Origin of the sequence: Anaeromonas frigoriresistens (assembly GCF_016820655.1) — a bacterium.
Lineage (GTDB): Bacteria > Bacillota > Clostridia > Tissierellales > SIT17 > Anaeromonas > Anaeromonas frigoriresistens.
Genome location: NZ_WSFT01000053.1, coordinates 137,857 through 158,346 on the forward strand (window position 1 = coordinate 137,857; position 20,490 = coordinate 158,346).

The following is a 20,490-nucleotide window of genomic DNA, read 5'->3' on the forward strand; positions in this document are numbered from 1 at the left end:
TAATCATAAGGAGGATTTGATGTATATTATTCCTATTCTAATCATTTTATTAGATCAGCTAACAAAATTTTGGGCATTAAACACTTTGAAAGGATCTGAACCAATCGTTCTTATCAATGAATTTCTTCAATTTAATTTTGTAAAAAATTATGGAGCTGCTTTTGGTATAATGAAATATCAACGTATGTTCTTTTTAGTAATTACAATTTTAATAGTACTAGGTATGATCTATTACATAAAAAAATATAATAATACTAAAATTATGAATTATAGCTTAGTAATGATAATTGGCGGAGCTATAGGTAATTTTATTGATAGATTAAGAGTTGGATATGTAATTGATTTTATTGATGTTAACTTTTGGGGATTTTATGATTTTCCAGTTTTTAATATAGCTGATAGTTTTATAGTGATAGGTACTATCCTATTAGTAGTATTAGTTTTAACTAATAAACATGAAGTAAATTAGAAAGAGTGATTTAATGGATATAATTGAATTAATAGTAGATGAAGAGTCTGAAGGAAGAATTGATGTATACTTAGCATCAGAATTGAATGAAGTTTCTAGATCTTATATACAAAAACTTCTTAAAAATGGAAGAGTTACTGTGAATAAGCGTACTATTAAAGCTAAATATAGTATTAATGAAGGCGATAAAATCCTAGTTGAATTACCAGAACCAAAAAAGTTAGAAGTTAAGCCAGAAAATATTGATATCAATATAGTATATGAAGATGAGGATGTGGCTGTAGTATATAAGCCTAGAGGGATGGTGGTTCATCCAGCTCCAGGTAATTACAATAAAACTCTAGTAAATGCCTTACTTTATAAATTAAAGACTTTATCATCAATCAATGGTGTTATAAGACCTGGAATTGTACATAGGATAGACAAAGATACTACAGGGTTACTAATGATAGCAAAAACAAATATCGCTCATATGAGCTTATCTGAACAACTTAGAGAGCATTCAATCACAAGAAGATATCAAGCGTTGGTAGAAGGAAATATTAATGAAGATAAAGGAACTGTTGATGCACCAGTAGGTAGAAATCCTAAAGATAGAAAAAAGATGTGTGTAACTAGGGAAAATAGTAAAGATGCTGTAACTCATTTTGAAGTTTTAAAAAGATTTGGTAAATATACACTAATTGAAGCTCGATTGGAAACTGGTAGGACTCATCAAATAAGAGTCCATATGAAATATATTAATCACCCTATAGTTGGAGACCCATTGTATGGAATTAAAGATCAAAAATTTAATCTAGATGGACAACTTTTGCATGCTAAGATCATAGGATTTGAACATCCTAGAACAAAGGAATATTTAGAGTTTGATTCTGAATTACCAGAAGATTTCGCTAAGATATTAAATTTGTTAGAGAAAAAGTAGACATTATTAATTTTATATGGTATGATATAAAAAAATAAGTGAACCTTTAAATTAGCACGAGAGGCTGATAAGGAATTAAGAGTTTGAGCTAGTAGTGTATTCAAAACTCCTTATCAGTGATAAGGAGTTTTTTTGAACTTATTTATTAAATGGAGGTGAGAATATGAAGACTAAAGCAATAATATTAGATGAAAAAGCTATAAATAGAGCCACAACTCGTATTTCTCATGAAATTATTGAAAAGAATAAAGGAGTAGAAGATCTAATCTTAATAGGAATAAAAACAAGAGGTGTACCTTTTTCCCAGCGTATAGCTAATAAGATTAAAGAGATAGAGGGAAAGGAAGTCCCTATACAAGAACTTGATATTACATTATATAGAGATGATCTATCTGAGTTAGCAGATAATCCTCTAGTAAAAAAATCCCATCTAGAAACAGATATATCTAATAAAACTATAATTTTAATAGATGATGTCTTATATACAGGAAGAACAGTTAGGGCTGCGTTAGATGCTATTGTAGATAATGGGAGACCAAAAAAAATACAATTAGCAGTATTAATAGATAGAGGTCACAGAGAATTACCGATTAGACCAGATTTTATTGGTAAAAACGTACCAACTTCAAAGGAAGAAGTAATTAGTGTTAAATTTAAAGAAACAGATAATAAAGATGAAGTTACAATTACAGAAAAGGCGTAACCTTTTAATTCGGTCCTGTGAGACTGAAAAAGGGAGAGTAATCTCCCTCCTAAACTATTTAAGGAGGTTTTTTTTATGGCAGAAAAGACTATGGTAAAGACAAAAAGTTTTAAAGGTATTGGAAGTAAAGATGTATTTAGAAAGGGTATTTTAAGCATACAACATGTTATAGCAATGTTTGGAGCTACAGTATTAGTACCTATGATTACTGGACTAAATCCTGCGGTTGCACTGTTCTGTGCTGGAATGGGAACTTTGATATTTCACTTAGTTACAAAAGGAAAGGTACCAGTTTTTTTAGGATCAAGTTTTGCTTTCATTCCCGTTATAGGCGCAGTATCCGTTAGATTTGGTGATCTAAGGTATGCTCAAGGGGGAATAATTGCCTCAGGACTATTATATTTACTTTTTGCAGGTTTGATCAAATTTTTCGGAGTAGAAAGGGTTAAGTCATTCTTTCCTCCAATTGTAACAGGACCAATGATTATAGTGATAGGATTGATATTAAGCCCTACTGCTATTGAAATGGCATCTAATAATTGGCTTGTATCACTGGTAGTAGTATCTACAGTAATTATTGTATCTGTATTTGGCAAAGGAATGTTTAAAGTAATTCCAATACTGTGCGGTGTATTAGTAGGCTATACCATGTCAATGGCATTAGGAATAGTAGATTTCACTCCGATAACAGAAGCTTCGGTATTAAGTGTACCAGAATTTACTTTACCAAAGTTTAGTATAGAAGCTATAGCGATAATAGCACCAATAGTTTTAGCAGTTTTCATGGAACATATTGGAGATATAACAACTAATGGAGCAGTTGTAGGTAAAGACTTTATTAAAGACCCTGGACTACATCGAACACTTATTGGTGATGGACTAGCAACTTTATTTGCTGGGTTCTTAGGAGGTCCTGCAAACACAACATATGGTGAAAATACCAGTGTACTAGCAGTAACAAAAAACTATGATCCTTCTATACTAAGAATAGCTGCCGTAATAGCAATATCAGTGAGTTTTATAGGGAAAGTTGGAGCTGTTTTACAAACAATACCTGTAGCTGTAATGGGGGGAGTAAGCTTAATACTTTTCGGTATGATTGCAAGTGTAGGTATAAGAACTTTAACTACAGCTGAAGTTGACTTTTCTAGTAATAGAAATTTAATAGTAGCTTCATTGATTTTAGTAATAGGTATAGGTACAGAAATTCTAAAAGTTAAACAAGGTCTTTATACAATAGATGGAACTCAAGCTTTCAGTGGCTTAATCGGTATAAAAATAACAGACAGTATACAGATTGTTGGTTTAAGTTTAGCCGCTATTGTAGGTATAGTTATAAATAAACTACTACCTGAAAGTGTATAAGAATTTGGCTACAGGGTATATGAAAATATACCCTGTTTTTTTTAGCATTTATTGTATATAATTATAATATTATTAATTATTAAATCTATATAGCTTGAGGTGGATTTATGCAAACAGAAATATTGATGGGAATTCAAAAATTAAGCAATCCAGTTTTGGATAGATTATTTATATTCATTACAAATATTGGAGGAGAGTTATTCTATATACTTGCTTTAACAGTAGTTTACTGGTGTATTAGCAAAAATGTAGGGGCAAAGATGTTTACTATACTGGTTTTTTCGGTCTTTGGCAACAGTGTTTTAAAAACAGTATTTGCCACTGAAAGGCCCTTTATGTTTGAGGGAATTAATCCACTATATGAGCAATCAGCTCCTGGGTATGCATTTCCCAGTGGTCATACCCAAGGCACCACAACATTTTGGTTTTTTACAATGAAAAAACTTAAAAAGACTAGTATATATATTTTAGGTGTATTAATTATATTGTTAGTTGGTTTTTCAAGATTATATCTAAGGGTACATTGGCCAATAGATGTATTAGGTGGATTGGCATTTGGTATTTTATTTGCTGTGATAGGTGAGTATATTATAGATAAGATAACTCCTTTTAAATATCATATATTGAATGTCTTTATTTTTTCAATTGTAATACCAAATATATTATTGATTATATTTATGAGCGAAAGCAATTTAAAATTAATTGCATTGATTAGTGGAGCCTTATTAGGTTATTTTATTCAGGAAAATAGGGTTAAATTCAGTGTTAAAGCAAAAATACATATACAGTTGATTAAATTTATTTTAGGTATTTCTATTCTTTTAGGTACAAGGACTTTATTCAAAATAATATTTCCTGATACATACTTATTTGACTATTTGAGATACTTTGCTATAGGAATATTTACTACTATAATAATTCCTATGATATTTATTCAACTTAAATTGTCAAAAAAAGCTCTCAATTGAGAGCTTTTTTGATATAGAAATTATTTTTCTTTTTTTATATTACTAATCTCTTTTTCTGTTGGTGTAACATAAATAGTACTGTTATTCTCATATATAACCATTCCTGGTTTTGCACCATTAGGTTTTTTAACATTTTTCTTTGCCGTATAATCCACTGGGACATTGCTTGACACTTTTCCTTTACTATTAAAAGCTGCTAATAGAGCTGCTTCATATATAGTATCATTGGGAACTTCTTTATTACTTTTTTTGATTATAACATGGGATCCTGGTATATCTTTTGTGTGAAGCCAAATATCTTCTTTATCTGCAAATTTTAATGTTAAATTATCGTTTTGTTTGTTATTTTTACCGACATAAATATCAAAGCCATCTTTTGATATATAATGAAGAGGTTTAGATTGAGAACTTTTTTTATTTTGGGGTTTATATTTCTTTCTATTTTTAATGTATCCACCTTCAATTAACTCGTCTCTTATTTCTTCTAATTCTGGTAAATTTGTTGCATTTTCAATACTTAATAATATGTTTTCTAAATAGTTGATTTCTTCTTCTGTAAATGAAATTTGAGTTGATACTTCGTTAAAAGCACTTTTAAGTTTATTATATTTCTTAAAGTATTTTTGAGCATTTTGTGATGGCGTAAAATTTGGATTTAACTTTATTTGTATTAACTCGTTATCATTATAATAATTTTCAGTTTCCAAAATTTCCATACCCTTTTCGATTCTATATATGTTGGCTGTAATTAATTCTCCATAGATCTTGTATTTTTCTCTATTTTTAGCATTAAACAGTTCTTCTTTTTGCTTTGATAATTTATTTTTATCTCTATCAAGTTTAGTTTTAATATTCTTTTTTAAGGATAAAGATTTTTGTTTTATTCTGTCTAATCGGTCCTTTGTTTCATATACAGTATCTAATAGTTCGCTGGTTGATTCAAAATATATCTTAATACTTTCGTTGAATTGTACAAGGTCTATACTTGAAAAACCTAGAATTTTTGTTTTATAATCGTTGTAAACCATAGTGGGGGAAGAGTCCCCATTCATTACAGTGTCAACAAGTTCTTTAAATGATAAATAGAGTTTATTCTTATTTTCGTCAGTTAAGTCAGCTAGGTTTAAATTCTCATAAATATTAGACCTAGAACAAACTTCTTTTGCTACTAAAGGACTAACACCTATAAAGCTTTGATAAATGAATTTATAGACTTTTATTCCTTCATTAATACTATTAATAAGTTCATTAAACTTCTCTTGAGTTAAGTTAATCGGACTAGTCTTATCTTGAGCAGGAGGTAAGGTGTATTTCATACCAGGCAGTATTTGTCTTACGCTACTTATATCCGAAGTTATTCTTTTTATAGAGTCTATAATAGTTCTATCATTTTTATTTATTAGTATAATATTACTATGTCTGCCCATGATCTCAATTATTAACTCTTTTTCCGACAACACACCTAGTTCATCGTATGTTGATATTATAATACTTATAATTCGTTCAAAACCTTCTTGATTAACAGATAAAATCCTACCACCTTGTAAATGTTTTCTTAATAACATACAAAACATAGGGGGAGATTGAGGGTTTTCTTTGGTCTGATTAGTAAAGTGTATTCTGGGATTATTACTACTAGCTGATACAATTAACTTATTGTTTTTACCTTTGTTTCGTATATCTATAACTAATTCATCGTTTTCAGGTTGATAAACTTTATTTATTTTACCATCTATTAATTTCTCAGAAAGCTCATAAACCAAGCTTCTTAATGTAATTCCATCTAAAGACATAATTATTCCTCCGATAATTCATTTTATTTTGTATTATAACATCAATAGAGATATTTATAAAGATGACTATATTCAAATATTAAGATTCAGTAATAAATAGAAGGGTTTTTTAAATCAAAAGGATAATTTAGTAGTATAATTACTAATATAGATAAATTGCAGAATAATATATATAAAATAGCAGATTGGAGGATGAATATGTTAAATTTTTCTAAATATCACGGATTAGGAAATGATTTTATTATAATTGATGGAAGAAGTGATAATAATGAAGATTATTCTAAATTGGCTAAAGAAATATGCCATAGAAATTTAGGAATAGGTGGAGACGGATTGATTATTATTAAAGAATCTCATAAAAATGACATTAGAATGCAGATATTTAATATTGATGGCAGTGAGGCTCCGATGTGTGGAAATGGTATCAGATGTTTTGCTAAGTATGTTTATGAGAATGATATACTATGTAAAGATAGTTTTATAGTAGAAACACTAGCTGGACCAGTAAAAATTAGAATAATTAAGAGTGATGGAAAGGAATCTATAATTCAAGCCAATATGGGTAAAGCTCATTATAAAGGTGAAGGTATACCAATTGGGGATGAAAAAGGATTTATTAATAAAGAGATTGTTATTGATGATACCCCTATAAGAATATCAACTATTGATTTAGGTAATATTCATACGGTATTATTTGTAGATGATTTGGATAAAGTGGATGTAGATAAAATAGGCCCAATGATTGAAAAACATGATTTATTTCCAAATAAAACAAATGTCAACTTTTGTGAGATAATAGATAAACAAAATATAAAACTTGTTACATGGGAAAGAGGTGTTGGTAAAACTCTAGCTTGTGGTACAGGAGCATCAGCTAGTGCTGTTATTAGTACATTAATTCATGATACAGATAATCATATTACCCTTCATCTTCCTGGAGGAGATGTTGATATAAATACAGAAAATGAGGATGTATATATGACAGGACCAGCAGAAATAATTTGTAAAGGAATATACCTATAATTGACTTTAGTCTAATTTGTGGTAGAATTGATTATAATATTTAGGAGGCTGATTTTTTTGATTAAAAGTATGACTGGATTCGGTAGAGGAGAAAATGATGATGGATTAAGACGATTTACAATTGAAGTTAAGTCTGTAAATCATAGATATAACGATATAATAGTAAGGATGCCTAAGCATTTATCATATCTCGAGGAGAAGATTAAAAAGAATATAAAAGATAGAGTTAAAAGAGGTAGAGTTGAGGTATACATAAACTTAGAAAATCTAAAAGCATCAAATCTAGAAGTAATGGTGGATATTGATTTAGCAAAATCCTATATGAAAGCATTAGAAACATTAAATAAAGAACTAGGTTTAAATCCACTAATAACAATAGACCAAATAATAAAATATCCAGACATAATTAATGTAGAAAAGAAAGAAGAAGAAGAGGATGTTATTTGGAATGTATTAAACGAAGCATTAAACGAAGCTTTAGATCAATTATATAATATGAGAATAGAAGAAGGTAAAAAATTAGGTGAAGATATAATAAAGAGATCTAAATATATTAAATCTTTAGCAAACAAGATAGAAGAGAAGTCTCCTATAGTTGTAGAAGAATATAAAGAAAAGCTTGAAAATAGAATAAAATCAATTTTAGATGAATCAGTGGAAGTTGATGAAATGAAATTAGCTAATGAAGTTGCTTATTTTGCTGATAAATCTAATATAACTGAGGAAATTGTAAGGTTATATAGCCATATTGATCAAATCATAAAAACAATGGAATCTGAAGATTCAATTGGAAGAAAATTAGACTTTATAATACAAGAAATGAATAGAGAAACTAACACTATTGGTTCAAAAGTTGGAGATATAGAGATTACAAATAGTGTAGTTGAAATAAAAAGTGAACTAGAGAAGATAAGAGAACAGATTCAAAATATTGAATAGTTAGGAGGAGATAAATTTTGACAATAAAACTAATTAATATTGGATTTGGAAATATTGTCTCAGGTAACAGAATAATAGCTATTGTTAGTCCAGAATCTGCTCCTATAAAGAGAATTGTACAAGAAGCAAGAGATAGAGGAATGTTAATTGATGCGACTTATGGAAGGAGAACCCGGGCTGTTATTATAACTGACAGTGACCATGTGGTTTTATCTGCTGTTCAACCTGAAACTGTAGCCCATAGATTAGACTATAAAATAGAAGAAGATATTATCAAAGAATAGAAAGGAGATCTAGATGTCTAAAGGATTATTAATTGTAGTTTCAGGCCCATCAGGAGCTGGTAAAGGAACTATATGTAAAGAATTATTAAATGAATTGGATTTGAATATATCAATCTCTGCTACTACAAGAAATCCTAGAATAGGTGAGGTTGATGGTGAGAATTACTTTTTTATCACCAAGGATAAATTTCAAGATATGCTATTAGAAAAACAATTCTTAGAGCATGCTGAGGTGTATGGCAACTATTATGGTACTCCTAAGAGTAATGTATTAGATATGTTAGAAGAGGGAAAAGATGTTCTTTTAGAAATTGATATTCAAGGAGCTCTTTCAGTTAAAGAAATATATCCAGATGGTGTATTTATATTTATACTTCCACCTTCAATGGAAGAGTTGAAAAACAGAATAGAAAAAAGAGGAACAGAAACAAAAGAAGCAATGCTTAATAGATTAGAGTCCGCTTATAAAGAATTGAAGTATGTATTTAAGTATGATTATGGTGTATTAAATGATACAGTAGAGTCTGCAGTAGATAATATAAAAGCAATTATTAAAGCTGAAAAATGTAAAGTAAATAGACAAAAAAATCTAATTAAAAATATAGAGGAGGTATAAAAAATGTTATATCCTTCAGTTAATGACATTTTAAAAAAAGTTGATAGTAGATACACTTTAGTATTATTAGTATCAAAAAGAGCTAGACAATTAGTAGAAGGTAGTGATCCATTTGTGGATGTAAACTCCACTAAACCAGTTTCCATAGCACTACATGAAGTAGCAGAGGATAAAGTAACTTACACAAGACCTGATATGACAAGTATTAAATAGGGAGTGAGTATTATGCTTAAGGATAAAAATATTGTTTTAGGGGTTACAGGAGGAATAGCTGTTTATAAAGCAGTGGATGTAGTAAGTCGTTTGAAGAAGTTGAATGCTAATATTGATATAATAATGACCGAATCCGCTACTAAATTTGTTACTCCATTAACATTTCAATCGATGTCACAAAATTTTGTAACAGTAGATATGTTTAAGGAACCATTAAAATGGGATATAGAACATATAAGTTTAGCACAAAAAGCTGATATATTTTTAATAGTTCCTGCCACAGCTAACATAATAGGTAAGGTTGCTAATGGAATTGCAGATGATATGTTAAGTACTACAATAATGGCTACTAAATCCCAAGTGATTTTTGCTCCAGCTATGAATACTCAGATGTTTATGAATCCATTATATAAGCAAAACATGGAAAAACTTCAGAATTTAGGATATGAATTTATACCACCAGGAGAAGGAAGGCTAGCTTGTGGTGATATAGGCCCAGGTAAGTTGGCAGATCCTCAAACAATAGTGGATTATGTAGTTGATCATTTTAATAAAAAAAAAGACTTTAAAGGAAAAGATGTTTTAATTACTGCAGGACCCACTTTAGAGGCTATTGATCCTGTTAGGTATATAACTAATCATTCTAGTGGGAAAATGGGATATAGTTTAGCTGAAGAAGCCAGAGATAGAGGAGCAAATGTAACTTTAATCACTGGACCCACGAATCTTCAAAAGCCTTCTGGAGTTAAGGTAATTGATATAAAAACTACCGAAGAAATGTATGAGCAAACTATAAAATATTTTAGTTCTACTAATATACTTATAAAAGCTGCAGCACCTTCTGATTATAGACCATTATATTATAGTAAAAATAAAATAAAAAAATCAGAAGGAGATATGTCTATAGAATTTACTCGTAATCCTGATATTTTAAGAAAATGTGGAGAAATTAAAAAGGCTCAAAAGATTATAGGATTTGCAGCAGAAACAGAACATATGGAAGAGTATGCTAATGGGAAAATGAAAAATAAAAATCTTGATATGATAGTTGCTAACAATATTTCAGAAAAGGGTGCTGGATTTAAAGGAGATACTAATAAAGCTATAATATTAAAAAATGATGGAACAAGAAAAGAATATCCTTTAATGAGTAAGAAGAATTTAGCTAAAATAATTTTAGATAATATTAAATAAAAAGATGAAGCTAGTTTACTAGCTTCAATTTTTTATGATAAAATGTAAACCGCTTATAATGAAATTTGATATAATAGAGTAAACAAAAACTTGGAGAGGCTGATATAAATGGGTATATTTGCAGAAATAATAGTAGACAATCAGAGCTCTAACACTGATACCCTTTATACATATAAAATACCATTTGATATGAAGGATAGGGTTAAAATAGGAATGAGAGTTATGGTTCCTTTTGGTAAAGGTAATAAATCTTTACAAGGTTTAATAATAAATATAACAAATTCAATTAATTTTGATGAGAAAAAGTTGAAAAATATAAGTGACATAATAGATGAAGATCCTATTCTATCTAAAGAGTTAATAGAGTTAGGAATATGGATGAGGCGAGAGTACCTAGCACAATATATTGAAGTGTTTAAAACAATAATGCCTACCGGTATCACTCAAAAAGTTAAACAGTGTATTTATCTATTAGATTCTGCTGAGGAAAAAATGGATGATATACAATCAAATAATCAAAAGAAAATATTAGATTATTTAAAGGAAAATAATGGAGAATCTCTAGAGAATTTAAAGAAACATTTAGAGATAAACCATATTCATAGCAGTATAAAATCCTTAATTAATAAAGGTATTATTGATATTGAAACCAAAATAGAACAGGAAGTTAATAAGAAATCTGAAAAATTTGTATTAAAACTTTTTGATAATGAAAATATGTCGGAAGCCTTAAAAAAGATTAATAGTAGAGCTCATAAACAAAAAGAGATTATTATTTTTTTAAAGGATTATAGCGTTATTAAGCTATCTGAGCTCATAGAAATGACTAATTCAAATAATTCATCTATTAGAGCCCTAGAAGATAAAAAAATGATAAAAATAGTTGATCAGGAAGTAACTAGAGAAATACTGAATAAAGAATTCAATAAAACAAACAATAAAATTCTAACTGAAGAACAAAGAATTTGTCACGAAATAATATATGATAGTATAATAAAAGAATTTGATGATAAATTTCTAATTCATGGTGTTACAGGTAGTGGAAAAACAGAAGTATATTTACAATTAATCGAAAAAGTATTAAGTGAAGATAAACAAGCTATAGTATTGATTCCAGAAATTTCTCTAACACCTCAGACTGTAGAGAGGTTTGTAAGTAGATTTGGTAAAAAAATAGCTATTCTTCATAGTAAACTTTCTTTAGGCGAGAGATATGATCAATGGAGAAAAATAAAAGAAGGTAAAGTAGATATAGCAATAGGAGCTAGATCTGCTGTGTTTGCACCTTTCAGTAATTTAGGTATTATTATAATAGATGAAGAACATGAAAATAGTTATAAATCAAGTATGAATCCTAAATATGATACTATAAAAGTAGCTGAAAAAAGATGTGAGTTAGAAAGTTCGGTATTGGTTTTAGGATCAGCTACTCCATCTATAAATTCATATTATTTAGCTAAAAATGGTGTATATAATTTAATTGAAATGAATAAACGAGCTAATAATCAGAATATGCCTGATGTAAAAATAATCGATATGAGATACGAATTAGAGAAAGGCAATAAATCAATTATTAGTGAGGATTTATATAGTGAAATTAATAGTAGTTTAAATAATAATAATCAGGTAATTTTATTTTTAAATAGAAGAGGTTTTTCTACTTTTATTTCTTGTAGAAAATGCGGCTATGTAGAGAAATGCCCTCATTGTGATATTTCATTAACTTATCACAAAAATAAAGGTTGGCTTAAGTGCCATTACTGTGGATTTGCTAAGAAACCTCCTGAAATATGTCCTGACTGTGAAAGTAAATATATAAAATACTTTGGTATTGGAACTCAGAGAGTTGAAGAAATTGTAAAGGAAAACTTTGAAAAAAATCCAGTAGAAAGAATGGATTTAGATACCACTAGTAAAAAAAATAGCCATGAGGAAATATTAAATAGGTTTAGAAATAAGAAAGTTGATATATTAGTGGGTACACAAATGATTTCAAAGGGATTAGATTTTCCTAATGTAACCTTAGTAGGTGTAGTAGCTGCAGACTTGACACTTAATTTACCTGACTTTAGAGCTTCTGAGAGGACTTTTCAATTACTTACTCAGGTGGCTGGTAGAGCAGGAAGAGGTGAAGATAAGGGGAGTGTAATAATTCAAACATATGATCCTAATCACTATAGTATACTCTATGCAAAGCAGCATGATTATAAAGGATTTTATGAAGAGGAAATACAGTTAAGGAAAGCATTTAATTATCCACCCTTTACTAATATAATATCTATAGTATTCAGTAGTACAAATCAAAAATCATTAGAAAATATAACAAAGAGGGTCTCAGATGTTATAATAAAAAATATAGAGTATAAGAATAGTAAATTTGACATAAATAATAGTATAGTGGGGCCAAATCCTGCACCTATACCGAAAATAAAAAACAAGTATAGATGGCAAATATTAGTAAAAGCTAATGATAAAGATTTAAATATGATAAAGAATATCATATATTGGGTATGTATTAAAAATAAGTATAATATACCTATAAATCAAATTACGATTAGCATAGATATTAATCCAAATTCAGTTATATAGGAGGTATTAAAATGGCAATTAGACAATTAAGATTTGTAGGCGATCCAGTTTTAAGAAAGAAGTCTAGAAAAATCGAAAATATAAATGATAGGTTATTAACTTTATTAGATGATATGGTTGATACAATGTATAAAGAGGATGGAATAGGACTAGCAGCCCCTCAAATTGGTATATTAAAAAGAGCTGTAGTTATTGATATTGGTGAAGGACCAATAAAACTTATAAACCCTGAAATAATTGAACAAAAGGGAGAATCCATAGACGTAGAAGGATGTTTAAGCATACCTGATGAATCTGGTATGGTAAAGAGACCAGAGAGAGTAAAGGTTAAATATATGGATATTAATGGTGAAGATATAATTATAGAAACAGATGGTTTATTAGCTAGGGCATTATGTCATGAAATTGATCACTTAGATGGAGTACTATATATTGATAAATTAGAAAAAGAAGAGGAGTAGGTTTTATGAATATAGTGTTTATGGGTACACCAGATTTTGCAGTTCCAGCTCTTGAAAAACTGCATAATGAAGGTCACTCTATAGAATTAGTAATAACACAACCTGATAAACCAAAGGGTAGGGGCAAGAAATTACTTCCTACCCCTGTTAAAAGTAAAGGGGTAGAATTGGGATTAGAAATTTATCAACCAATGAATATAAATACTCCTGAAAGTTTTGAAAAGATTAGTAATATAAATCCAGATGTAATTGTAGTAGTAGCTTATGGACAGATATTGAAGGAGAATATTCTAAATATCCCTAAATATGGTTGTGTTAATATACATGCTTCTCTGCTACCTAAATATAGAGGAGCTGCACCAATAAATTGGGCTATAATAAATGGTGAAAAAGAGTCAGGAATAACTACGATGATAATGGAAAAAGGTCTTGATAGTGGGGATATGCTTTTAAAAGAAAAGATTTTAATACCTGAAGATATGACAGCTGGAGAACTTCATGATGAATTAATGAATATAGGGGCAGAGCTAATCATTAAAACATTAGATGGCCTTGAAAATAATACAATAATACCAGAAAAACAAAATCATGATTTATCTACTTATGCTCCAATGATGGATAAAACATTAGGGGAAATTGACTGGGATATAAATAAGGAGGACATTAAAAATCTAGTAAGAGGTACAAACCCTTGGCCTGTAGCATATAGCTATTATGATGGAAATAAATTTAAAATATACAAAGTAGATACATTGAATGAGACTTTTAGTGGTACAAAGGGAGAAATAGTAAAAGTTCAGGATGAAGGAATCTATGTCAAAGTCTCAAATGGAGTTATAATTATTGAAGAAATTCAATTTCCTGGTAAGAAAAGAATGAAAGTAAAGGACTTTTTAAAGGGGAATACTATTGAAATAGGAAAAAAATTAAGTAAGTAAATTTGGATGTGATGAATTGAAGGAAGAAAAAAGTTTCATAATAGTGCTTTCATATATGGTTTTAATAATTTCTATAATGTTAATAATAGGACTATCAATAAGTTTAACAGATAATTTTACATTAATAAAAGATATTGTTTTAATATTTTCATTTATATTTTCGTTAGTATTAATAAGTATCTTTTTGATAATTATATTTACATTAAAACTTTTTAAAGAAAAAAAGTTAAATAAGATAGAATCTAAGATATTATATTATTCTGTATCTTTATATTATCCAATACTAGTAGCACTAGCTAGAATAACAAGAATAGATAAAGATAAAATCAGATTAATATATACAAAAATAAATAATTTATTAATAAAATCAAAAAATATTAAAATAAAACCACAAGATTTATTAATATTATTGCCTCATTGCATTCAGTATTCTGAATGTAAGTATAAAATAACAAATGATATTAATAATTGTGTAAAGTGTGGGAAATGTGATATAGATAAAATAATCAAACTAAAAGAAGAGTATGGTTTTAATGTTGTAGTAGCAACTGGAGGTACCTTAGCAAGAAAATGGATTATGAGTTTACGACCTAAAGCAATAGTTGCTGTTGCTTGTGAAAGAGATTTATCTAGTGGGATTAATGATGTAAAACGGTTACCAGTGATAGGAGTTATTAATGAGAGACCTAATGGTCCATGCATAAATACTAAAGTTAGTATAGATAGTTTAGAAGAGGCTATTAAATTTTTTATAAAAGACATATAATATAAGCAAATATAATTAAAAGGGGAAATACCCCTTTTTTTATAATTAATTTATTTTTAAAGGAATTATAAAATGATTATACATAACTTATAACCAATTATATAAAATGGGAGGATGTAAATGAATTATAATGCTAGAAAAATTGCAGTGGAAATATTACATTCAGTAGAGGAATTAAAAGCATTTTCTAATATTGAGATTAATAAAAGAGTCAAGGTAGTTAAGGACATAAGAGATGAAAATCTAATAAGGGAGTTAGTATATGGAGTGTTAGAAAATAAGCTTTATATAGACAATATCATAAAGAATTTATCAAGGACTAAATACAATAAAATAGATATTATTATACTACAGATTTTGCGTATAGGTGTTTATCAAATCTATTTTATGGAGCATGTACCTGATAGAGCTGCTTGTAATGAATCAGTAGATCTAACAAAAAGCTTTAATAAAAAACGACTATCTGGATATGTAAATGGAATATTGAGAAATGCTTCAAGAAATAAAAGTAAAGAATACTTACCTAATAAGAAAAATAATTTAATTGAGTATTTATCAATTAAATATTCTCATCCAAAATGGATAGTGGAAGTTTTTATAAAGGATTTTGGAGAGAGTTTTACAGAAGAACTATTAAAATCCAATAATACAAATCCCCCTTTAAGTGTAAGAGTAAATAGAAATATCGTTACCAGAGATGAATTAATTCAGATATTAAATAGTCATGATATATTAGCAGAAAAAACAAATTACTCAAAGGATGGGTTAATAGTTAGTAAGCCAAGAAATATCACAGAGTTAAAAGAATTTAAAGAAGGTTATTTTACTATTCAAGATGAAAGTTCCATGCTTGTAGCCCAGGTCATGGATCCAAAAGAGGGTAGCATAGTACTGGATATTTGCAGTGGTCCTGGAGGTAAGGCTACCCATATAGCTGAAGCAATGAATAATAGAGGAAAGATAATCTCAAGAGATATTTTTGATCATAAATTAGATCTTATTAACAAGAATGCATTAAGACTAAATATTGATATAATAAATACTGAGGAGTATGATGCTTTAATATTTGATGACTCATTGAAGAAATCCGTAGATTATTGTTTAGTTGATGCACCTTGCTCTGGGTTAGGGCTTTTAAGAAGAAAACCTGATATAAGATGGAATAAGAGCATTGGTGATTTAGATACTCTATCAAAAATGCAAATAACAATTTTGAGAAATGCAGCAGAATATGTAAAAACTAATGGAATATTAATATACAGTACATGTACATTAACAAAAAAAGAAAATATGAATGTTATAAATGAATTTTTAAAATTAAATGATGAATATTCATTAGTGGAAATTAACACAGTAGATATGGATGATAATGAAAGTTTAAAAAAAGGATATATTGAGTTATACCCTAATATCCATGGAACTGATGGTTTCTTTATTGCAAAACTAAAGAGAATTAAATAATTTAGAGTTAAATATGATATAATATTTTCAATGAAATTTAAGTTAGGAGGATATATTTGAAAAAAATAGATTTAAAATCCTGTAACCTGGAGGAATTAAAAGAAATATTAACTTCCCTTGGTGAGAAGTCATTTAGAGCAAAACAATTATTTAAATGGATTCATGAAAAATTAATTGAAGAAATAGAACATATAACCGTATTTTCTGATAAATTGAAAGAGAAGATAGAAAATGAATATTATATAGGAAATATTAAAATATTAAAGAAATTTGAATCTAAACTAGATAATACAATAAAATATTTATTTTTATTAGAAGACGGTAATATAATAGAAAGTGTAAGAATGAAATATAAACATGGAAATTCTTTATGTTTATCTACTCAAGTAGGTTGTAAAATGGGATGTGAATTTTGTGCATCTACTAAAGAGGGTTTAGTAAAAAATTTAAGTCCCTCAGAAATTTTAGATCAAGTCTATAAAATAAAAAAAGATATAAATGAAGAAATAAGTAATATTGTACTTATGGGTTCTGGTGAACCCTTAGATAATTATGATAACGTCATTAAATTTATAAGATTATTAAATGATAAAGATGGTCAAAATTTAAGTAATAGGAATATCACTTTATCAACTTGTGGACTAGTTCCAGAAATATATAAATTAGCAGAAGAAAACATCCCAATAACTTTATCTATATCACTACACTCATCTTTTGATGCTGAAAGAAGAAAGATAATGCCTATTGCGAATAAGTACACTATAGAAGAAATAATTGATGCTACTAAGTATTATATTAATACAACTAATAGAAGAGTGACTTTTGAATATACTCTTATAAACAATGTTAATGATAGAAAAGAAGATGCAGAAAAATTATCTGAATTACTTAGAGGAATGTTATGCCATGTCAATATCATACCTTTAAATCCTATAAAGGAAAGTAATTTAATTACATCTAATTATGCAAAAGAATTTAAAGAATTATTAACTAAAAAAGGAATTAATGCAACTATTAGACGAGAAATGGGAGCAGATATCAATGCTGCTTGTGGACAGTTAAGAAGTGATTATATGAAATATTAATTTGGGGGGGTTTTTATGAACTGTGGATCATGTTCTCATGTGGGAAAGGTACGGGATACCAATCAAGACTCTTATTATATTAATCATTATGATGAACTACCAATTTTTGCTGTAGCAGATGGAATGGGTGGACATAATGGAGGCGAGATAGCAAGTGAGATTACTATTGAGATAATAAAGACTAATGCTGATATATACCTAAATAAGTTATTAGAAGAAAAGTTATCTATTGAAAGCTTTATTAAAAAATCTTTGACTCTAAGTAATGAAGAGATATTTAAAGCTGCTAATGAAAACAAATCCTATAAAGGTATGGGTACAACTGTTACAATGGGTTGTATTTATAAAAACAAACTATATATTGGACATATAGGAGATAGTAGAGCCTATATAGCACGGGACAATATGATAACTAGATTAACTAAAGATCACTCTTTGGTTGCAGAATTGGTTAGAAATGGTACTATCACAGAAGAAGAAGCAATTAATCATCCTCAAAAAAATATAATTACTAGAGCACTAGGTACTAACAATGATATTGAAATAGATATTTACACTTATGATTTGCAGAAAAATGATATTATATTATTATGTACAGATGGATTAACCAATATGGTTAGTGAAAGGGAGATTATTGAATTAATAAATACTACTGAAGATATTCAAGTTATCTGTGATGCTCTTATAAATAAGGCCAACGATAATGGGGGATATGACAACTCTACTGTAATAATTATAAAGGTTGATAAGTAATAAAGGGGAGATATTATGATAGGAAAAACTTTAGGTAATAGATATGAAATTATTGAAAAAATAGGTGGGGGCGGTATGGCTTTAGTGTATAAAGCAAGATGTCGTCTACTAAATAGATTTGTTGCTATAAAAGTATTAAGAAAAGAATTTGTTCATGATGAAGAGTTTATTAAAAAGTTTAACAGAGAATCACAAGCAGCAGCTAGTTTATCTCATCCTAATATAGTAAATATATATGATGTAGGAGAGGAAGATGATACTTACTATATTGTAATGGAATATATTAATGGAATAACATTAAAACAACATATAAGAAATAATGGTAAACTTAAACCTTTAGAAGTAATAAATATATCTACTCACATAGCGGAGGCTTTAAACCATGCCCATGAAAACCATATTATTCATAGAGATATAAAGCCTCATAATATTATGATAACAAAGGATGGTCAGGTTAAGGTAACTGATTTTGGTATAGCTCGGGCAGTAACTAGCTCTACAATAACTCAAACAAGCAATACTATTGGATCAGTACATTATTCTTCTCCTGAGCAAGCTAAGGGAAGATATACTGACGCAAAATCAGATATTTATTCATTGGGTATAGTAATGTATGAAATGATAACTGGTATATTACCATTTGATGGTGATAGTCCAATATCTGTTGCTCTAATGCATATTCAAGATCCAATTAAACCTCCAAGAGAAATCGATAATTCAATACCGTTAAATATAGATAAAATTATTAGAAAATCAACTCAAAAAGATAAATCATTAAGATATGATACTGCTGAGGAACTATTAAAGGATCTAAGATTATCAAAAAACAATTTAGAAGATGATGTTATTTTATTTAATGATTTTGAAGATAGCCCGACTCAAGCTATGCCTATTATTGATGATGAAAGTATAAATAATAATAAAGTCACTGAATCATCACCAAAAAGAAATAATAAGAAAAATAGCAAAAAGAAAAAAAGAGTAGCAACCCTAGCTATTATATTAGCATTTTTAATTACTGCTGGAGCAGCTTTGGGATTTTTCTTGTTGCAGGGTTATTTAAATGACGACGAAGTACAAGTACCTAATTTTATAGGAAGCACAGTAGAAGAGGCTAAGTTAAAAGCAGAAGAATTAGGGCTAAATATATCGGTAGTAAAAGAAGAATATAATTCAGAATATGAAAAAGGTATAATAATAGAACAGAGTAAAAATGAGGGCAGAACTGCTATTGAGGGAAGTGTAATAGATGTAATCATAAGTCAAGGAATAGAGGTAGTAACAATACCCAAAATAGCTGGTCAATATTACAATAATGCAGAAATACTATTGAATGATAAGGATTTGAAGAAAGGTAATGTAACTGAAGAATTCAGTGATTTGCCAGTAAATATAGTTATAAGTCAATCTCCAGAAGCGGGAGAAGAAGTTGCAAAAGGGAGTAAAGTTGATTATGTTATTAGCAAAGGCCCCGAATCAAAGCTTACCACAGTTCCAACATTGATTGGATCTAATGTGGATTCAGCAAAAAATAGTTTGTCAGCCTATGATCTGAAATTGGGAGATATAACCTATGAGTTTAATGAAAGAGTTCCAGAAGGAATTGTTTATGAGCAAAGTCAACCATCAGGCAAAGAAGTAGAAGAAGGCACTGCAATAAATATCAGTATTAGCAAAGGAACAGAACCTGCTCCAGAGCCAGAGCCAGAAGAAGAACCAGTAACAAAAAACTTTAAGTTCAAATTACCAAAATCTGAAGAAGATAGAGATGTTCAAGTTCAGGTATATAAAACAGAAGATGGAGAGAGAGAACTAGTCTATGAAGAAGTTCATAATACTTCAGAAAAAGAATTTGAAACATCTATTACAGGCGAAGGTGATGTAACTATTACTGTGTATTATGATGGTGAAGAAGCACAAACTAAAGATGTTAAGTTTTAGGGGG

Annotated in this window: 20 protein-coding genes; 19 read left to right on the forward strand and 1 reads right to left on the reverse strand. The window is 28.7% G+C overall.

The annotated features are described in order from the left end of the window. Window positions 1–19 precede the first annotated feature (19 nt). The 5 genes from lspA (at window position 20) to GOQ27_RS14745 (ending at window position 4,430) form a co-directional block, all read left to right on the forward strand. Window positions 20–469, forward strand: coding sequence for a signal peptidase II (lspA, locus tag GOQ27_RS14725; RefSeq protein WP_252187861.1), 450 nt, complete (start codon window positions 20–22; stop codon window positions 467–469). Window positions 470–482: 13 nt separating this feature from the next. Continuing rightward, a complete protein-coding gene (locus tag GOQ27_RS14730) occupies window positions 483–1,394 on the forward strand; it encodes an RluA family pseudouridine synthase (RefSeq protein WP_203367640.1) in 912 nt (303 codons plus the stop codon). 163 nt (window positions 1,395–1,557) lie between these two features. Then, on the forward strand, window positions 1,558–2,097 hold the full coding sequence (pyrR, locus tag GOQ27_RS14735) for a bifunctional pyr operon transcriptional regulator/uracil phosphoribosyltransferase PyrR (RefSeq protein WP_203367641.1): 540 nt from the start codon (window positions 1,558–1,560) through the stop codon (window positions 2,095–2,097). 75 nt (window positions 2,098–2,172) lie between these two features. Further along, a complete protein-coding gene (locus GOQ27_RS14740; protein ID WP_203367642.1) occupies window positions 2,173–3,462 on the forward strand; it encodes a uracil-xanthine permease family protein in 1,290 nt (429 codons plus the stop codon). 107 nt (window positions 3,463–3,569) lie between these two features. Beyond that, window positions 3,570–4,430 carry a phosphatase PAP2 family protein gene (locus tag GOQ27_RS14745; RefSeq protein ID WP_203367643.1) on the forward strand — a complete coding sequence of 287 codons (861 nt, stop codon included), beginning with the start codon at window positions 3,570–3,572 and terminating at the stop codon, window positions 4,428–4,430. Between the two features lie 20 nt (window positions 4,431–4,450). On the opposite strand, the gene GOQ27_RS14750 is transcribed toward GOQ27_RS14745, so the two are convergent. Next, window positions 4,451–6,223 (reverse strand): Rqc2 family fibronectin-binding protein, encoded by a 1,773-nt coding sequence (locus tag GOQ27_RS14750; RefSeq protein ID WP_203367644.1) that lies wholly within the window; start codon window positions 6,221–6,223, stop codon window positions 4,451–4,453. A 198-nt stretch (window positions 6,224–6,421) separates the two neighbouring features. Here GOQ27_RS14750 and dapF point away from each other — a divergent pair, with 198 nt between their 5' ends. The 14 genes from dapF (at window position 6,422) to pknB (ending at window position 20,486) form a co-directional block, all read left to right on the forward strand. Further along, window positions 6,422–7,246 (forward strand): diaminopimelate epimerase, encoded by an 825-nt coding sequence (gene dapF, locus GOQ27_RS14755; protein WP_203367645.1) that lies wholly within the window; start codon window positions 6,422–6,424, stop codon window positions 7,244–7,246. Window positions 7,247–7,303: 57 nt separating this feature from the next. After that, window positions 7,304–8,185 (forward strand): YicC/YloC family endoribonuclease, encoded by an 882-nt coding sequence (locus GOQ27_RS14760; RefSeq protein WP_203367646.1) that lies wholly within the window; start codon window positions 7,304–7,306, stop codon window positions 8,183–8,185. Window positions 8,186–8,202: 17 nt separating this feature from the next. After that, window positions 8,203–8,469 carry an extracellular matrix/biofilm regulator RemA gene (remA, locus tag GOQ27_RS14765; protein WP_203367647.1) on the forward strand — a complete coding sequence of 89 codons (267 nt, stop codon included), beginning with the start codon at window positions 8,203–8,205 and terminating at the stop codon, window positions 8,467–8,469. Between the two features lie 13 nt (window positions 8,470–8,482). Next, window positions 8,483–9,085, forward strand: coding sequence for a guanylate kinase (gene gmk / locus GOQ27_RS14770; RefSeq protein ID WP_203367648.1), 603 nt, complete (start codon window positions 8,483–8,485; stop codon window positions 9,083–9,085). Between the two features lie 3 nt (window positions 9,086–9,088). Then, window positions 9,089–9,298: a DNA-directed RNA polymerase subunit omega gene (rpoZ, locus tag GOQ27_RS14775; RefSeq protein ID WP_203367649.1), complete on the forward strand. Its 210-nt coding sequence runs from the start codon at window positions 9,089–9,091 to the stop codon at window positions 9,296–9,298. Between the two features lie 12 nt (window positions 9,299–9,310). After that, the gene (gene coaBC, locus GOQ27_RS14780) at window positions 9,311–10,492 is read left to right on the forward strand and encodes a bifunctional phosphopantothenoylcysteine decarboxylase/phosphopantothenate--cysteine ligase CoaBC (protein WP_203367650.1); all 1,182 of its coding nucleotides are present in this window, start codon (window positions 9,311–9,313) and stop codon (window positions 10,490–10,492) included. Between the two features lie 108 nt (window positions 10,493–10,600). Beyond that, a complete protein-coding gene (priA, locus tag GOQ27_RS14785) occupies window positions 10,601–13,081 on the forward strand; it encodes a primosomal protein N' (RefSeq protein WP_203367651.1) in 2,481 nt (826 codons plus the stop codon). Window positions 13,082–13,092: 11 nt separating this feature from the next. After that, window positions 13,093–13,542 (forward strand): peptide deformylase, encoded by a 450-nt coding sequence (gene def, locus GOQ27_RS14790; protein ID WP_203367652.1) that lies wholly within the window; start codon window positions 13,093–13,095, stop codon window positions 13,540–13,542. Between the two features lie 5 nt (window positions 13,543–13,547). Then, the gene (gene fmt / locus GOQ27_RS14795; RefSeq protein ID WP_203367653.1) at window positions 13,548–14,480 is read left to right on the forward strand and encodes a methionyl-tRNA formyltransferase; all 933 of its coding nucleotides are present in this window, start codon (window positions 13,548–13,550) and stop codon (window positions 14,478–14,480) included. Between the two features lie 16 nt (window positions 14,481–14,496). Further along, window positions 14,497–15,246 carry a DUF116 domain-containing protein gene (locus GOQ27_RS14800; RefSeq protein WP_252187862.1) on the forward strand — a complete coding sequence of 250 codons (750 nt, stop codon included), beginning with the start codon at window positions 14,497–14,499 and terminating at the stop codon, window positions 15,244–15,246. Window positions 15,247–15,366: 120 nt separating this feature from the next. Then, window positions 15,367–16,707 (forward strand): 16S rRNA (cytosine(967)-C(5))-methyltransferase RsmB, encoded by a 1,341-nt coding sequence (gene rsmB / locus GOQ27_RS14805; RefSeq protein WP_203367654.1) that lies wholly within the window; start codon window positions 15,367–15,369, stop codon window positions 16,705–16,707. A gap of 56 nt (window positions 16,708–16,763) precedes the next feature. Then, entirely contained in the window at window positions 16,764–17,792 is a 1,029-nt protein-coding gene (gene rlmN / locus GOQ27_RS14810; protein WP_203367655.1) for a dual-specificity RNA methyltransferase RlmN, read from the forward strand. 15 nt (window positions 17,793–17,807) lie between these two features. After that, a complete protein-coding gene (locus tag GOQ27_RS14815) occupies window positions 17,808–18,545 on the forward strand; it encodes a Stp1/IreP family PP2C-type Ser/Thr phosphatase (RefSeq protein ID WP_203367656.1) in 738 nt (245 codons plus the stop codon). Window positions 18,546–18,560: 15 nt separating this feature from the next. Further along, window positions 18,561–20,486 carry a Stk1 family PASTA domain-containing Ser/Thr kinase gene (pknB, locus tag GOQ27_RS14820; RefSeq protein ID WP_203367657.1) on the forward strand — a complete coding sequence of 642 codons (1,926 nt, stop codon included), beginning with the start codon at window positions 18,561–18,563 and terminating at the stop codon, window positions 20,484–20,486. Window positions 20,487–20,490: the final 4 nt, after the last annotated feature.

Excerpts from the sequence above, each read along its gene's own strand:
- pyrR (WP_203367641.1), top strand. The coding sequence starts at position 1,558 with ATGAAGACTAAAGCAATAATATTAGATGAAAAAGCTATAAATAGAGCC.
- GOQ27_RS14750 (WP_203367644.1), bottom strand. The coding sequence starts at position 6,223 with ATGTCTTTAGATGGAATTACATTAAGAAGCTTGGTTTATGAGCTTTCT.
- GOQ27_RS14730 (WP_203367640.1), top strand. The coding sequence starts at position 483 with ATGGATATAATTGAATTAATAGTAGATGAAGAGTCTGAAGGAAGAATT.
- GOQ27_RS14815 (WP_203367656.1), top strand. The coding sequence starts at position 17,808 with ATGAACTGTGGATCATGTTCTCATGTGGGAAAGGTACGGGATACCAAT.
- dapF (WP_203367645.1), top strand. The coding sequence starts at position 6,422 with ATGTTAAATTTTTCTAAATATCACGGATTAGGAAATGATTTTATTATA.
- fmt (WP_203367653.1), top strand. The coding sequence starts at position 13,548 with ATGAATATAGTGTTTATGGGTACACCAGATTTTGCAGTTCCAGCTCTT.
- lspA (WP_252187861.1), top strand. The coding sequence starts at position 20 with ATGTATATTATTCCTATTCTAATCATTTTATTAGATCAGCTAACAAAA.
- coaBC (WP_203367650.1), top strand. The coding sequence starts at position 9,311 with ATGCTTAAGGATAAAAATATTGTTTTAGGGGTTACAGGAGGAATAGCT.
- pknB (WP_203367657.1), top strand. The coding sequence starts at position 18,561 with ATGATAGGAAAAACTTTAGGTAATAGATATGAAATTATTGAAAAAATA.
- priA (WP_203367651.1), top strand. The coding sequence starts at position 10,601 with ATGGGTATATTTGCAGAAATAATAGTAGACAATCAGAGCTCTAACACT.
- rsmB (WP_203367654.1), top strand. The coding sequence starts at position 15,367 with ATGAATTATAATGCTAGAAAAATTGCAGTGGAAATATTACATTCAGTA.
- def (WP_203367652.1), top strand. The coding sequence starts at position 13,093 with ATGGCAATTAGACAATTAAGATTTGTAGGCGATCCAGTTTTAAGAAAG.
- gmk (WP_203367648.1), top strand. The coding sequence starts at position 8,483 with ATGTCTAAAGGATTATTAATTGTAGTTTCAGGCCCATCAGGAGCTGGT.
- GOQ27_RS14740 (WP_203367642.1), top strand. The coding sequence starts at position 2,173 with ATGGCAGAAAAGACTATGGTAAAGACAAAAAGTTTTAAAGGTATTGGA.
- rpoZ (WP_203367649.1), top strand. The coding sequence starts at position 9,089 with ATGTTATATCCTTCAGTTAATGACATTTTAAAAAAAGTTGATAGTAGA.
- GOQ27_RS14745 (WP_203367643.1), top strand. The coding sequence starts at position 3,570 with ATGCAAACAGAAATATTGATGGGAATTCAAAAATTAAGCAATCCAGTT.